Here is a 14,477-nt window from a genome sequence, read left to right on the forward strand (position 1 = left end):
TCGATGAAAAGATGGTTCTCCATCATTGCACAAGTTTTGCTTTTGTTCGGTTTCACCTGGATTGGAAAATGGGTGTCCTCGTTTTTTCACTTACCTGTTCCCGGCAGTCTGATCGGACTTTTGCTCTTGTTTATTTGTCTATATAGCGGCTGGATACGTCTACAGTGGGTGGAAGCGGGAGCTACGCTGTTGTTTTCACAAATGATCCTGTTTTTCGTTCCTTCGTTGGTCGGTATGATGCAATATCCATGGCTCTTGGGAGTAAAAGGATTGCTGGTACTCGTGGTCGTAGTGAGCGGTTGTGCGCTTGTGATGATTTCAACAGGTGTTGTTGCTGAGCGTATGTTCAATCGTGGAGAGGTGAAGCAGCATGATCCTGTGGAAAACGTCTAGCCTGATCCTGACGCTCGTTTTCTTCTATGCGGCAAAACGATTCAACAAGAAGAAACCGTCTCTCTTGTTTTCTCCTGCCATATTGGCACCGGTCGGCTTGATTCTGTTTTTGCTTTTCACGGGCATTCCTTATCAGGTTTACAGTGAAGCGACGTCGTTCATTAGCGAGATGATGAGTGTAGTTACCGTCGCATTTGCGGTTCCGTTGTACCGAAATTGGTCCGTATTAATGGCGCATCGCCGAATGATTTTGACGAGTCTTGCTACGGGTTCTCTCATCGCCATCATCGCGGGAGTATCTACGACGATGCTGGTTGGATTGGGAAAAGAAGCGGCGCTTAGCGTCATTCCTCGCTCCATTACACTGCCGATCGCGGTGAGTGTGACCGAGGCAATTGGCGGATTGCCGACGATGACGGCAGTATTCGGCATGCTAACGAGCTTCGCGGGCGTTTTTCTGGCTCCTACAATTATAAAAAGGATGAAGCTCCGGCATCCTGTCTCCATCGGCTTGATGTACGGAATGGGCGCTCATGCGTTGGGGATGGTAAAAGCGTTAGAGCGAGGGGAAGCAGAAGGAAGCAGCGCGACTTTGGCTGTGATTGCTGGAGCCATGATTACAGTGGTGTGGGCGTTTACCTTGCTGCCGGTAATCATGTCGTGGTTGGCTGTGTGAAGGAAGGGGCTGTTAGATAGCCCCTTTTTGTATTACACTTACTGAATAAATATTGGTTGTTTAGAATAAAAATACAGAGTGGTGGTGATTAAACGTGAGAATTGAGTCGTTCTCCTTGCAACAATACGAGGAAGTCACTCAGCTATGGCAGCGAGCCGGACTCCAGCTTTCCAGATCGGACACATGTGAGGGTCTGCTGAAAAAGCTGGATCGTGACGCAGAGCTTTTCTTGGTGGCAATGAATGAGGAGGGCAGGATGGTAGCAGCTGTAATGGGCAGCTATGACGGGCGGCGGGGATGGGTGAATCATCTGGCTGTCGATCCGGATTTCCAGGGACAAGACATAGGGAGCAGTCTGATGGATGAGCTGGAAAAGCGGATGGCGAATATCGGGTGTGAAAAGATTAATCTGTTGATCGAGCCGGCCAATCATGGTGTACAAGCCTTTTACAATCAGCTTGGGTATGAGCGAGATGAATTGATTTTCATGGAGAAGTGGATCACGTCTGCGAAAGGATAAAAATGGAAAGTGCATCGTGACCGCCCAAATGCTGGCGAAAGGTGTATGATAGAGGACAAATAATAGCTCCACGACTCTTTCAACTTGGCAGGAGGCAGCATGAGACCGCTCTATATCGTCCTATTACTCAGTACCAGCTTCCTTTGGGGAGGCAATTTCGTTGTCGGTAAGTTTCTTGTCGGGCACGCGTCGTCCTTGACGCTGACCAATTTGCGCTGGCTTATCGCTATCGTTTGCTTGTTGCCGGTGGTCTGGATTCGCGAAAAGCGGATTTTGCCGACCCGTGAGTCGTTGATTCCGCTGATTGTGATGGGAGTGACCGGCGTAGCACTCTTTAATTTATTCATGTTTTGGGCACTCGAACGGACGGACGCGACCAATGTCGGCCTTTTGTCCACGCTGAATCCGGTTTCGATCGCGATTTTTTCTTTTTTACTCATGGGTGAAAAAATCAGACCGTTGCAGATTGTGGCGATGCTTGTTTCGTTTGCGGGCGTACTCGTGGTCATGACGAAGGGTGATATCACACACTTGTCCCAGCTGCACTTTAACTCGGGTGATTTGTGGATGCTCGCCGCTGTGGCCATGTGGGGGATTTACTCTGTATGCGGGCGTTGGGCGATGAAGACTGTTTCGCCGATGATGTCCACACTGTACTCGGGTATATTTGGTGTCGCGCTGATGCTGCCCTTCAATGTTACGACGTTTACGATCAGCAACACAGACTGGACGTTTTGGCTGTCGTTGTTTTATGTCGGCGTACTGGCGACGGTGGTCAGCATGGTGCTGTGGAATATCGGTGTGCAGGAGGTGGGCGCAACCTCTGCGGGTATGTTCCTCAATTTCAATCCCATTTTCACTGCGATTCTCGCCTTTCTATTGCTCGGGGAACGTATGACCATCATCCAACTGCTTGGCAGTGTCATCGTCATTGTCGGCTGTTATATGTTCTCGCGCTTAAAGCACGTCCCGACCCCAACCACACATGCTATTAAGCAAGCACAAGGCTAAAGGAGAACCCTCGTCTGGTAAAGCAGGCGGGGGATTTTTTACTAGATAGGAATTTATAAGTTGTGGTGGGGAAGAAGGACAAAGCTGGTGAGAAGAAAAAGCACAGAGCTCGTAGACCTTGACAACGCCTACTCAGTCGGAACTTCAAAAAGGGGAGCACGCTTGTCGAACACTTCTTCCTTGAGAAACTCCCGCCCGTAGGGTGGCTTTGGCTCGACGGTCCCCTTTTTGAAGTGGAGACGGCCAGTGAATCCCACATGCTGGCGTGTCAGAGTCGAAGAGAACTGTGCTTTTTCTTCTCCTCCACTATGTTGACTCAAACCAAAAAGACATTCAGTGCTTCTCGGATGGTTTTTCTTCGTCGATCACTTGGACATGGGCGTTCGCATACAAATAAGAAGGACAGTGTGCGAAGAGGAGGTTGTATATGCTTGTGATAGCGGGGAGACCAGTTAATCCCGCCGCCATTGCATCGGAATGGGGATTAAATGCGGTACAGCGTGAAACGGTAGCCATTATGGCAGACAGCCGGGAAGTATTTGAATACCCGACTCCTGATCTCTTGCAGTTCGAGCTGAAAATGCGCGACCATCTGGTGAGGTCTGCCATAGCACTGAACGATAGCGGCCTGGCCTTTTCTACCTTTGAAAATTCGCGTGCCAACCCAGTGTACTGGATTCGAACAGACCAGGGCGGATTTCGCTTGCGACCGGGAGTGTTACCATCCAGCGGGATCATCAATATTTTTCGAGAGGGCAACAAATACGCTACAGAGTGCGCGACTGCCATGGTCATTATTATTTATCATGCCGTGCTACAGTCCATTCGTTTACCTGACTTCGAGAGGATGTTTGCGGACATCCTGCTTTATGACTGGCGGTACGACCAGGATCTGGACTTGCAAACGTTGAGGACAAATACATTCTTGCCTGGAGATGTGGTGTATTTTCCTAATCCGGATTACAATCGCGCGACACCGCAGTGGCAAGGAGAAAACGCAGTGGTTCTCGGTGGTGGTTTATATTACGGGCATGGGGCAGGTATCAAACGCGCGAATGCCATGATTGCATTCTTGAATGAACAACGTAGAGAGGGAGCAATGAGATCCGCTTATCTGGCCAATCAGGCAACTCGCCCTGGCTTTGCCTATTTGTTTCCATACGATAACGGTCGCTACATCATGCGTGTTTCCGGACATTCGGTTCAAGAAAGCAGTCGAATCACAGCGCAAATCGGTTCCTTGTCTTGGGAGTGGTAAAGCAAAAGAAAGCCTCAAGCCATCACCACGGCAAGAGGCTTTTTCACTCAATCCTGACAGGAGAATCGTTTCCACGAAAACATGGACAAATCAAGGGTAGATACTCCCTCTACGAGCAGTTGGCTGGTCGCTTCCCCAATTGCGCTGGCGAATTTAAAACCGTGCCCCGAAAAGCCCGCTGCAAAGACAATCTGTGGATGCTCTGGATGACGATCAATGACGAAATGCTCATCTGGTGTCATCGTGTAGATGCATACCTTGCCTTGTCGCAAAGGTCCGGCCGCCCCAGGCATATATGCTTCCAAGAAAGAACGAACATCTCCTTCGTCTGATAAATAGCTGCCAAAGGTTCGTTCCAGCTTGTCAGGCTCGATAGCTTGTCCGCCGTCGTGGCGTCCGATTTTTACACCAGTGCCATCAAAGCTAGGGAAGCCGTAGAACATGGAGTCGTTTAGGCGAAAGATGAAAGCGGGGAAGCAATCTGCACGGTATCTGCTCTCGTCGGCACCAAACCAAGCGACTGTTTTACGTGTCGGCGCGAGAGGAATGGACAAGCCCAATGCGTCGAGGAGTGATCCGTTCCACGCTCCCGCTGATAAGAGAACTTTATCGCCATGGTAGCTTGCAGATTCCGTATGAACGATGACTCCGGCACCTGCTGGCTCCAATTGTGTGACCCGCGTATTGGTTAACAGCGTTGCTCCTGCGGCAAGGGCCAGCTCTCGATAGGCTCGGATGCCGTTTTCGGAATACAGTACACCCGAGCTAGGCTCCAGACAACCGTAGTAGTCAGCCGGCAATTGTATCCCTGCCCAGCGCTGCATGATCTCATCGGCACTGAGCACTTCCAAAGGAAGGGAGTATTGCTCGGCGCTCTCCTGAATTTCCCTCAAGAATTCACAATCCAACGGCCCTGCGTTCAATACGCCTGTCTTGGCGAAGATAGGGGTGCCTGCTGCTTCCTCCAATTCAGACCACAGTTGTTGCGCTCGCAATGCAAGCGGGACGTACTGCTTGCCTTCTCCATAGGCATGCCGAATGATTCGAGTATCGCCGTGATGGCTGCCCATGGTGTGCGGTGGATCAAAGGCATCGAGCATGAGGGTACGTACCCCTTGTTTGGCCAAATAGTAGCCAGCTGCCATTCCCATTGATCCTGCCCCAACGATGATGACGTCGTAGTTTTGCATCATTCGTCCTCCATTCCGATTCATTTTCATCTATCTTACAGGAGTTTTCTGAATTGTGGATTTTAATTTTTGTGTAAAGAGTAATATTTTTGTTCTGAATAAGGTTTATCCCCTGAGTTGGGCGGGAAAAGGAGATTACGCTATTATCATAAGTCAAGAAAAGTGGTGTTTACGAAATGAAATGGACGATCGGCAAAAAGCTGGGTGGTGCATTCGCATTTATCCTGCTACTCATCCTATTTACGGGTGTAACGAGCATTAACAAGATGCAGCAGATGAATCAAAAGATGGTGGAAATGAATACGAATTGGCGCCCGGGATTGGAAGATATTTTAAAGATCAACATGGCATTAGAAACCGTTTATGGACTTACCCAAACGATCCTTTCTGCAGAAGGAATTGATGAAAAGAACAAGTATGCAGGTATGGTTGACGAGCAATTTGCTTATATTGACGGGTTATTGACCAGCTATGAGAAAACGATTTTCGGTGAAGAGGACCGGAAAAATTTTGAGGGATTGAAGCAGGCACTGAAAAACTACGAAGCCTTCAATCCTGAATTTATGGCGATTGCTAAAAAGATGGACATTCGGAACGCAGCTACCCAAGTAGACATGGATGAATTGGAACGGGTTAAGATCAAAAGTAGTGAACTATACATGGAACGTGCGAAATATTTAGACGCGATGATGACGTATAACAGTGAGGGAGCACAACGTCTTGGTACGGAAAGCTCTCATCTGTATGAGTCAGTCAAACGGGACATGATCATTGTCATGGGAATATCAGTGATCGCGAGCATTTTGTTAGCTATTGTGCTGACGGCAAGTATCCGTCAACCGATCGCGCGCTTGATGGCAGAAATGAAGAGAGTCGCTGACGGTGATTTGCGTGTGGAGCCATTGGTCGTCAAAAGTCGTGACGAGATCAGGGATCTGGCGAATTCATTCAATGAGATGACAAGCAGTTTAACCACTGTCATCCGACAGGTAGGTGGAACTTCCGAGCAGGTAGCGGCATCGGCAGAACAATTGACGGCAAGTGCCGATCAGACGAGCAGGGCTACCGAGCAAATTGCGGTTACTGTACAGGAAGTAGCGGCAGGCGTGGATCGACAAGTCGTGAGCGTGGAAAATGGGGCGAGATCGATTGAGGATATGTCGCGAGGGATTCGTCAAATCGCTACGAATGCCCAGCAAACCTCCAATATGGTAGGAGAGGTTTCCACCATGGCAGGGGAAGGCAACCAGTCGATTCAGGCGGCTGTTCAACAAATGAATGCCATCCACGCTTCCATGCGCGAGCTGTCCGGAGTGGTAGACGGTCTGGGCAATCACTCACAAGCGATTGGCGAGATCATCGAGGTCATTACGGGTATTGCCGACCAGACGAATCTGCTGGCGCTCAATGCAGCTATTGAAGCAGCGCGTGCAGGAGAGCACGGACGCGGCTTTGCAGTCGTAGCGGATGAAGTGCGGAAGCTGGCAGAGCAATCGGCACAGTCTGCTCATAAAATCGCACAGTTAATCAGTACGATTCAGACAGATACGAGAATGGCTGTTGAGTCGATGGAAACGGGTACCCGAGAAGTACAAGAAGGGATTCGCGTCGTTCACCGTGCAGGAGAAACATTCGGTCAAATTCAGATGTCAATTGGCACTGTAGCCGACCAGATTCAAGATGTGTCGGCATCCGCACAAGAAGTGTCGGCTCATTCCGAACAAGTAGTAAAAGCGATGGAGCTGGTCAGCGAGGTTTCAGACTTGACCGCAGATGGTACGCAAAACGTTTCAGCTGCCACACAGCAGCAACTCGCTTCTATGGAAGAAATCGCCTCGTCAGCTACTGCTCTATCCGATATGGCAGAAGAGCTGCAACACATGATCAGCCGATTTAAGGTGTAGCCATATACGTTCCACACATACGCAAAAACGCCAAAAGCCTTGGCGTTTTTGTTTTTTCCTTTCTCAGCTGTCATTTTTTTAGAAAAAGTTAATCTTTATGAAATAGTTAATTAATAACAGGTTTAGTAGGAGTTTATCTCTCCCGACTACGATAGATTCAGAGGGTTGATCCCCCATCGTAGACAAGGAGATGATCGTATGAAGAAAACAAAAAAGCACCTCTCACTACTTTTACTCGCTTCGATGCTTGGAACAGGGGTAGCGGTTCCTTTCAACGTTCTGAACATGGATACAGTAGCGAGAGCAGCCTCTCATGATCAGCAGGATGACAGAGAAGAAGTCGAAGTAACGAGCATCAAGGCACTGAATGCTATCACTCTCGAAATCACCTTCGCAGAGCCGCTCAGCTCAGACGAAGTCGCACTCAACAACGCACAGAAAAACTTCGAATTCGATAACGACCTATCCATTCGAAATGTTCCACAGCTAAAAACAGGCTTCAAGTCTACCTACATCGTACCGACTACCCCGCAAGAGGAAGGGATGACGTATACCTTCAGCTACAAAGGCGAGGAAGTAGGCACTTTCACAGCCAACACAGAACAAATCAACATGAGAGAGGCACGTCAAGTAGACAATGATACCATTGAGCTAGAGTCTCGCCTGAGTGACCGCGTAACGGATTACGGAAATGTAATCGAAGCGTACGCAGGAAAACGAGGTGGCCTTGACTTTGAACTGGATGAGGACAACCGTTACAAAGGGAGAGAGTACCAAATCATCTCCTCCTTGCGTGGAACTCAAGTAACCCTGACACCAAGAAACGGTGAGCCGATCATTGCTACTTACGTTCCGTTCACCCAAAATACGGATGGTCGTCAAGAGCCAAAATTCCGTCTGTCAGAGGGAGAGGAGCTTGAGCCGGGTGTCACTTACACGGTTTCCGCTGACTGGGCTGACTTCCGTGATGCTAGCTTTACTGCGAAAGATATCGACCCGCTTACCATCCAGTCTGTGAAAGCAACGAATGAAACAACACTTGAAGTCACACTGCGACGCGATCCGCGAGAAGAAATTTTTCCACTCCGTCGCATTACGTTGACGGCTCCGGATGGAACAGAGCTGGTTGCCCAATACAAATTCACGACGCGCAAAGGAGCAACAGGAACGTTTGAAATTATGAATGGCGAAGAGCTGGAGGCGAACGTTACCTATCGGGTGGAACCAGTAGGTGAATGGGCTACCGCGCAGAACGTTTCCGTGACAACGGATGCCCAACCAGATGAAAATGCAGAAGTACAGAGAATCAAGCCGCTCAATCCAATCACATTGGAAGTTACCTTCTCCGCTCCACTCGTCGCGGAAGATATTGAACTTGCGCAAGCCCAGAAAAATTTCCAGTTTGATAACGATTTAACTATTCGCAATATCCCACAATTAAAAACAGGTACAACAGCTACTTACATTGTGCCAACGACTCCTCAGGTCTCCGGCACGACTTACACGCTGACATACAAAGAGGACAAGGCTGGTACTTTTGAGACGAACAGCGACATGATTGACATGGTAGAGGCTCGTCAGGTAGCCTATGATACAATTGAACTCGAATCAAGCTTGCGGTCTGGAGTAACCGATTATTCAAATGTGATTGCTGCTTATGCCGGGAAACGAAATGGCCAGGACTTTGTTTTAGATGAAAATAATCGCTACCGTGGAAAAAGCTATGAGATTATTTCTTCTCTGAGAGCTGCACAAGTGTACATCACGCCAGAGGGTGGCGAACCAATCGTAGCGACGTATGTTCCTTTCACACAAGCAACAGATGGTCGTCAGGAGCCGAAATTCCGTTTGCCAGCTGGTGAGACACTGATTCCAGGCGTAGAATACACCGTTACATCTGATTGGGCAGATATAAAAGATGCCGAATTTACAGCGAAAGCGATCAACCCACTGACGATTCGCTCCGTAACAGAAGTAAACGAAACCACGCTGGAGGTAAGACTGAGCACGGATCCGCGTGATGAACTGTTTGCTTTCCGCCAAATCACGCTAACAGCACCAGACGGGACGGAGCTAGTTGCCCAATACAAAGTAACGACACGCAAAGGCGCTACGGGAATCTTTGAGATTATGAATGGTGGAAAATTAGAACCAAACACCATGTATTCCGTTACTCCAGTAGGGCAATGGGCAGGATTGACCTTCACGACAAAATAATAACGAACGAAACCTGTTAACAGGCAATCTAAGCTCGGTACGCAACCGGGCTTAGACCTTTATCTCAAGGACATACCAAGGAGGAAGGTACCCCAATGTACAGACTCATTCTCACGGCGATCCCATTCGGAATGCTGTTGACAGGCTGCATGGATGAACCGGCTACAACAGCCCCGACAGTAACGACCACACAGCAGCAGCAACAGCAACCAACACCAGCACAACCACCACAGCAACAGTCAAAAACAGGTAAAAAGCAGACACTAACTCAAGAGGAAGTAAAAGCACTGAACAGTAAAATGCTCACCGCCGCAGCAGAGGGCAAAACAGATGAGGTCAAGTCGAGCCTAGAAGCAGGGGCTGAGATCAACGCACAGGATGGTAGAGGAAGAACAGCAGTGATGGCAGCTACACACGGCAACCATGTGGAAACAGTAAAAGTCCTCATTGAAGCAGGTGCTGATATCAATATTCAGGACGACCGCCAGGATAATCCGTTCTTGTATGCGGGAGCGGAAGGGTATCTTGAGATTTTGAAGCTGGTTATTGATGCTGGTCCAGATACGAAGATTTACAACCGCTACGGAGGAACACCTTTGATTCCAGCTGCCGAGCATGGTTATGTGGAGGTAGCAAAAGAGCTTCTTACCCGGACAGATGTAGACGTCAACCATGTGAACAATCCGGGATGGACAGCACTGATGGAAGCAATCGTATTGAACGATGGCGGAAAGAAACAACAAGAGATGGTACAACTGCTAATCGACCACGGAGCTGATGTGAATATCCCGGATAGCGAAGGAAAGTCCCCCCTGTACCGTGCAAAAGAACGAGGCTATGACGAGATTGTGCAAATACTCGAAAAAGCGGGAGCGCGGTAATGTAACGGGTTAAGTATACAATCATACTTCGAGCGTGATGGAAATAATCCTCGACTAAAATGAATGGTGGAAAGTTCATTCTAGTCAGAGGAGGCCTACCTCATGTTAAGCCACACCACCATCCAACCCAAAATCCTGTATTACGGAACTCCCGTCATCCTGTTGACGACTGAAAATGAGGATGGCACAACCAATATTAGTCCCATCTCTTCTTCCTGGGCGCTAGGCAGTTATGTCATTCTCGGACTTGGGCTCGGCTCGCATGGATTGGAAAATTTGCAACAGCGGCCGCAGTGTGTGATCAATTTGCCGGATGCTTCTATGTGGCAGCAGGTGGAAGCATTGGCCCCACTAACAGGAAGCAATCCCATGCCCACTTATAAAAAGGAGCTGGGCTTCCGCTATGAAGCGAACAAGTTTCAGGCAGCCAATTTGACTCCTGTCGACTCCGAAACAGTACGTCCAAAGCGAGTGGGGGAATGCTCGCTGCAGCTAGAAGCAGTCGTCCGCACGATTCGCATTCCTGATTATGCCAATATGTTTGCGATCGTGGAGACAGAGGTGCGTCATGTACATGCGGACAAACAGATTGTCCAAGGAGCTCATCACGTGAATCCCCAGGCCTGGAATCCGTTGATCTACAACTTCCGTCATTATTTTGGATTAGGCGAACAGTTGGGCAAAACCTATCGTTCTGAGACTTAGAACGCCAAAAACGCCAAGCTTTTTGGCGTTTTTTTATTTTTGTGCAAAATATGGTATATTAGGCAGTGCCTAATAAAATTAGTTAATACCGAAATGGTTAAGAGGTGATAAGATGCTTGTCTGGATGCTGCGAAAAGTAATGGCAGAAAGAGAGATATGGACGGGAGCCGCTTTAGCAAGGCTATTGAAAGAGAAAGCAAATTACAGTCTGTCCCCAGCCTCCATCAGTGCACTACTAACCAGTCAACCCAAACAAATGAAAGCCGAGACACTCGATGCACTCTGTACAGCTCTGGAGTGTACGCCAAATGACTTGTGGGCGTATACACCTCCTAATAAAGTGAAGGGAGCATAAAAATATGGCAGTCAAAACGATCTTGCCTTTTGGAGATCCGATCTTGCGAAAAATAGCAAAACCAGTGGAAGAGCTTAATGAGAGAACGTTTAAGCTTCTCGATGAGATGGCTGAAACCTTATATGCCAGTGATGGCCGTGCTGGGCTCGCTGCACCCCAAGTAGGTATTCTTCGCAGAGTGATTGTGATGGATTGCGGGGAAGGATTAATGGAGCTCATAAATCCGGAAATGATAGAAATGAACGGTGAGCAAATAGGCATGGAAGCTTGTTTGTCTTTTCCTGGCTACTTTGGCTATGTCAAAAGAGCCAAGCATGTAAAGGTAAAAACGTTGAACAGACAAGGCGAGGAAATCATCCTGGAGGCAGAAGACTTCCTGGCAGTTTGTATGCAGCATGAAATCGATCATCTAAACGGGATTTTATTTGTGGATCATGTTCTAGATAAATGGTTGTATCATGAAAAAACAAGAAAAAGAATTGACTTACTGGATGTGATTCGTTTAACGAAAAAGGCGTAACGTATCGATGCGGACAATATGATAGTAGAAGGGCTGTTTGTCCCGGATATCTTTTCTGTGAGCCTAAATGGTATCATCTGAAGAGCGGTATTAACACGTGGAGGAACACACATGGAACAACTACTGATGGGTAGCTTTCTATCTGCCATGGCAACTGGTGTGGGCGCCTTGCCTATCCTTTTCTTCAAGTCTGTCACACATCGATGGCGGGATATATTGCTGGCGTTTACGGCGGGAATTATGGTGGCTGCCTCGACATTCAGTCTAATCCCACAGGCACTTCAGAGTGCGCAATTTATCATCGTATGCTTGGGAGTTCTGACCGGAACCTTGTTGCTGACTGTTTTGGAGAGCATAATCCCACATATTGATCTGGAGCACACGAGGGTCAACATTTCGATGGATTCGCAATCGCTGCTTATTTTGTCTGCGATTACGCTGCACAATATTCCAGAGGGCTTGTCAGTCGGCGTGAGCTATTCGAGTGATCAGGCTGGATTGGGCGGCTTGATTTCATTTGCGATCGGATTGCAAAATGCACCGGAAGGCTTTCTGGTCGCGCTCTTCCTGATCAATCAAAAGGTAAGCCGCGTCAAGGCGTTTATTTTGGCTACAATGACGGGAGCAGTCGAAATCGTCTCAGGGATTTGTGGCTATTACCTCACCTCGGTTGTACAAGGGCTGGTACCGTACGGGCTATCTTTTGCCGCAGGAGCGATGCTGTTTATCGTTTACAAGGAACTCATCCCCGAAAGCCATGGAGATGGTCATGCACGCTCGGCAACTTTTTCGTTCATCGTAGGACTTTTGGTCATGATTGGACTAGTTCAGTCGTTTGTATAAGCGGTTTTTTTCGAAAAGCCTCACAAGTGAGACCAAAAATACCGAAACCATATATAGATAGATTTCGATTATGGAAGTAGGGAGTGTCACGATGGAAAAGTCTACCTTGATAGGTATAGTTTTAGGTATTGTCGCAGTAGTGGTCGGGATGATCTTGAAAAATGCGAGTCCCATGGCCTTACTGAATTCAGCAGCGATTATGATTATCCTCGTAGGTACTGTTGCCGCCATTTTCAACGCATTTCCTATGTCGGAGATCAAACGTATTCCTGCCCTTTTCAAGATAATTTTTAAAGAACAGAAGCTCCCTGAAAAAAGAGAATTGATCGGTCAGTTTATGAACTGGGCTTCCATCGCCCGGCGCGAAGGATTGCTCGCACTGGAAAACACTTCTGACGAAATTGAAGATCCATTCCTGCGTAACGGAATGAAAATGATCATTGATGGTGGCGAACCGGATTTTGTCCGCGATGTCCTTAACGAAGAGATTCACGCCATTGAAGAGCGTCATCAGGCGGGTGCACTCGTCTTTAGCCAAGCGGGAAGCTACGCTCCGACACTTGGGGTATTGGGTGCGGTTGTCGGTCTGATTGCGGCCTTGGGTAACTTGAGTGACATTGATGCATTGGGTATATCCATTGCGGCTGCGTTCGTAGCTACGTTGCTCGGTATTTTCACTGGTTACGTATTGTGGCATCCGTTCGCAACCAAGCTCAAACGCAAATCGAAGGCAGAAATCGAAATCAAAAAAATCATGGTCGAAGGACTTCTCTCCATTCAAGCGGGAGTATCTCCGACTGCGATTGAACAAAAATTGCTGGTTTACATCCCATATCAAGAGCGTGCGGAAATGAAAGAAGAAATGAAGGAAGAGAAGAGGGAGGAAGGAGCTGCGGTAAATGGCTAAGCGACCAAAGAGACATGCTCAACATGAAGAGCATATGGACGAGTCTTGGCTAATTCCATACGCGGACTTGCTCACCCTCCTGCTCGCTTTGTTTATCGTGTTGTTCGCCTCTAGCGAGATGGATGCGAAGAAGTTCGATCAAATGGTCCGCTCCTTCAACGTTGCGATAAACGGCGGTGTGGGTGTCATGAACTATCCAAGTCCAGTGCCGTTAGATCCGGCCTTGCAGCAGCAAACCTTGCACAAAGGCGCTCAGGAAGCCGAGAAACAGAAGACAGAAGAAGAAAAGAAGCTGGAAGAAGCGGTTCGTAAAGAGACTGAGGACTTGAAAAAACTGCAGACCAAGCTGGATGGATACATTCAGCAAAACAAGCTGAATGACAAGCTCCAGACCAAGCTGACCGAAGAAGGTCTGTTGATTACCATTTTGGACAATGCGTTGTTTGATTCGGGTAAGGCCGATCTGAAGCCGGAAGCGAGAAAGCTGGCGACCGAGATGGCAGCAATGCTGGTGCCTCACCCGAAAAAAGTAACGGTGACAGGTCATACGGACAATGTGCCGATTCGCCGTGCAGAATTCCCGTCCAACTGGGATCTCAGTGCCAAACGTTCGGTTAACTTCTTGAAGGTGCTTCTGGAAAACAAGAACCTGGACCCGACGAAGTTCAGCGCGACAGGATTGGGCGAATACCATCCGGTAGCGCCGAATACGACGGCGGAAGGCCGAGCAAAAAACAGACGGGTAGAGGTAGCCATCCTGCGTGACCTGGCTTCTCCTCCGAAAAATAGTGTGAATCCGTAATAATAGAAAAGGATAGCGTCCCTAGGGGTGCTATCCTTTTTGGTGTTTATAGTAGCTGTAGTGGAGGGGAAGAAGCCCATTTCCAGTCTACGCTTCGGCCTACGCCCCGCAAGTGGTTAGACTGTCCGCTCAGAAATAAATGTCGGGAGCGCTTCAAAAGTAGAGTTTCGAGGATGAATTCGCAGAGGTTGAAGCTGAAAACCCCCGCCATTTATTTCTGAGCTAAGTAGGGCTCCAGAGGCGATAGGACTGGAAATGTGCTTCTTCCTAAGCGGCTTTTGTCTACATCATGAAA

At 48.4% G+C, this 14,477-nt stretch carries 15 protein-coding genes; 14 read left to right on the plus strand and 1 reads right to left on the minus strand.

Going from position 1 to position 14,477, the window contains the following annotated elements; genetic code table 11:
• Window positions 1–3: 3 nt before the first annotated feature.
• The 5 genes from AB1L17_RS15595 to AB1L17_RS15615 all read left to right on the plus strand — a co-directional run bounded on the left by AB1L17_RS15595 (window position 4) and on the right by AB1L17_RS15615 (window position 3,858).
• A complete protein-coding gene (locus tag AB1L17_RS15595; RefSeq protein ID WP_412844341.1) occupies window positions 4–393 on the plus strand; it encodes a CidA/LrgA family protein in 390 nt (129 codons plus the stop codon).
• Window positions 371–1,069: an LrgB family protein gene (locus tag AB1L17_RS15600; RefSeq protein ID WP_412844342.1), complete on the plus strand. Its 699-nt coding sequence runs from the start codon at window positions 371–373 to the stop codon at window positions 1,067–1,069. Before AB1L17_RS15595 ends, AB1L17_RS15600 begins: the two co-directional genes overlap by 23 nt.
• 94 nt (window positions 1,070–1,163) lie before the next feature.
• The gene (locus AB1L17_RS15605; protein ID WP_412844343.1) at window positions 1,164–1,589 is read left to right on the plus strand and encodes a GNAT family acetyltransferase; all 426 of its coding nucleotides are present in this window, start codon (window positions 1,164–1,166) and stop codon (window positions 1,587–1,589) included.
• A gap of 99 nt (window positions 1,590–1,688) precedes the next feature.
• Window positions 1,689–2,600: a DMT family transporter gene (locus AB1L17_RS15610; RefSeq protein ID WP_412844344.1), complete on the plus strand. Its 912-nt coding sequence runs from the start codon at window positions 1,689–1,691 to the stop codon at window positions 2,598–2,600.
• A 427-nt stretch (window positions 2,601–3,027) separates the two neighbouring features.
• Window positions 3,028–3,858, plus strand: a complete 831-nt coding sequence (locus tag AB1L17_RS15615) for a protein-glutamine gamma-glutamyltransferase (protein ID WP_412844345.1) — start codon at window positions 3,028–3,030, stop codon at window positions 3,856–3,858.
• 47 nt (window positions 3,859–3,905) lie between these two features.
• Here the strand turns inward: AB1L17_RS15615 and solA are convergent, their stop codons facing one another.
• On the minus strand, window positions 3,906–5,048 hold the full coding sequence (gene solA / locus AB1L17_RS15620) for an N-methyl-L-tryptophan oxidase (protein WP_412844541.1): 1,143 nt from the start codon (window positions 5,046–5,048) through the stop codon (window positions 3,906–3,908).
• Between the two features lie 176 nt (window positions 5,049–5,224).
• Here solA and AB1L17_RS15625 point away from each other — a divergent pair, with 176 nt between their 5' ends.
• The 9 genes from AB1L17_RS15625 (at window position 5,225) to motB (ending at window position 14,182) form a co-directional block, all read left to right on the plus strand.
• On the plus strand, window positions 5,225–6,952 hold the full coding sequence (locus AB1L17_RS15625) for a methyl-accepting chemotaxis protein (RefSeq protein WP_412844346.1): 1,728 nt from the start codon (window positions 5,225–5,227) through the stop codon (window positions 6,950–6,952).
• A gap of 198 nt (window positions 6,953–7,150) precedes the next feature.
• Window positions 7,151–9,169 carry a hypothetical protein gene (locus AB1L17_RS15630; RefSeq protein ID WP_412844347.1) on the plus strand — a complete coding sequence of 673 codons (2,019 nt, stop codon included), beginning with the start codon at window positions 7,151–7,153 and terminating at the stop codon, window positions 9,167–9,169.
• A gap of 95 nt (window positions 9,170–9,264) precedes the next feature.
• Complete coding sequence (locus AB1L17_RS15635; protein ID WP_412844348.1) at window positions 9,265–10,050, plus strand: ankyrin repeat domain-containing protein; 786 nt, start codon at window positions 9,265–9,267, stop codon at window positions 10,048–10,050.
• A 102-nt stretch (window positions 10,051–10,152) separates the two neighbouring features.
• Window positions 10,153–10,755: a flavin reductase family protein gene (locus AB1L17_RS15640; RefSeq protein WP_412844349.1), complete on the plus strand. Its 603-nt coding sequence runs from the start codon at window positions 10,153–10,155 to the stop codon at window positions 10,753–10,755.
• Between the two features lie 112 nt (window positions 10,756–10,867).
• Window positions 10,868–11,110, plus strand: coding sequence for a helix-turn-helix domain-containing protein (locus AB1L17_RS15645; protein ID WP_412844350.1), 243 nt, complete (start codon window positions 10,868–10,870; stop codon window positions 11,108–11,110).
• 4 nt (window positions 11,111–11,114) lie between these two features.
• Window positions 11,115–11,630, plus strand: a complete 516-nt coding sequence (gene def / locus AB1L17_RS15650) for a peptide deformylase (RefSeq protein ID WP_412844351.1) — start codon at window positions 11,115–11,117, stop codon at window positions 11,628–11,630.
• 111 nt (window positions 11,631–11,741) lie between these two features.
• On the plus strand, window positions 11,742–12,473 hold the full coding sequence (locus tag AB1L17_RS15655) for a ZIP family metal transporter (protein WP_412844352.1): 732 nt from the start codon (window positions 11,742–11,744) through the stop codon (window positions 12,471–12,473).
• Between the two features lie 91 nt (window positions 12,474–12,564).
• On the plus strand, window positions 12,565–13,380 hold the full coding sequence (motA, locus tag AB1L17_RS15660; RefSeq protein ID WP_412844353.1) for a flagellar motor stator protein MotA: 816 nt from the start codon (window positions 12,565–12,567) through the stop codon (window positions 13,378–13,380).
• Entirely contained in the window at window positions 13,373–14,182 is an 810-nt protein-coding gene (gene motB / locus AB1L17_RS15665) for a flagellar motor protein MotB (protein WP_412844354.1), read from the plus strand. Before motA ends, motB begins: the two co-directional genes overlap by 8 nt.
• The last annotated feature ends 295 nt before the right edge of the window (window positions 14,183–14,477 follow it).

Origin of the sequence: Brevibacillus jepli, from assembly GCF_047229145.1 — a bacterium.
In the GTDB taxonomy this organism is placed as follows: Bacteria; Bacillota; Bacilli; order Brevibacillales; family Brevibacillaceae; genus Brevibacillus.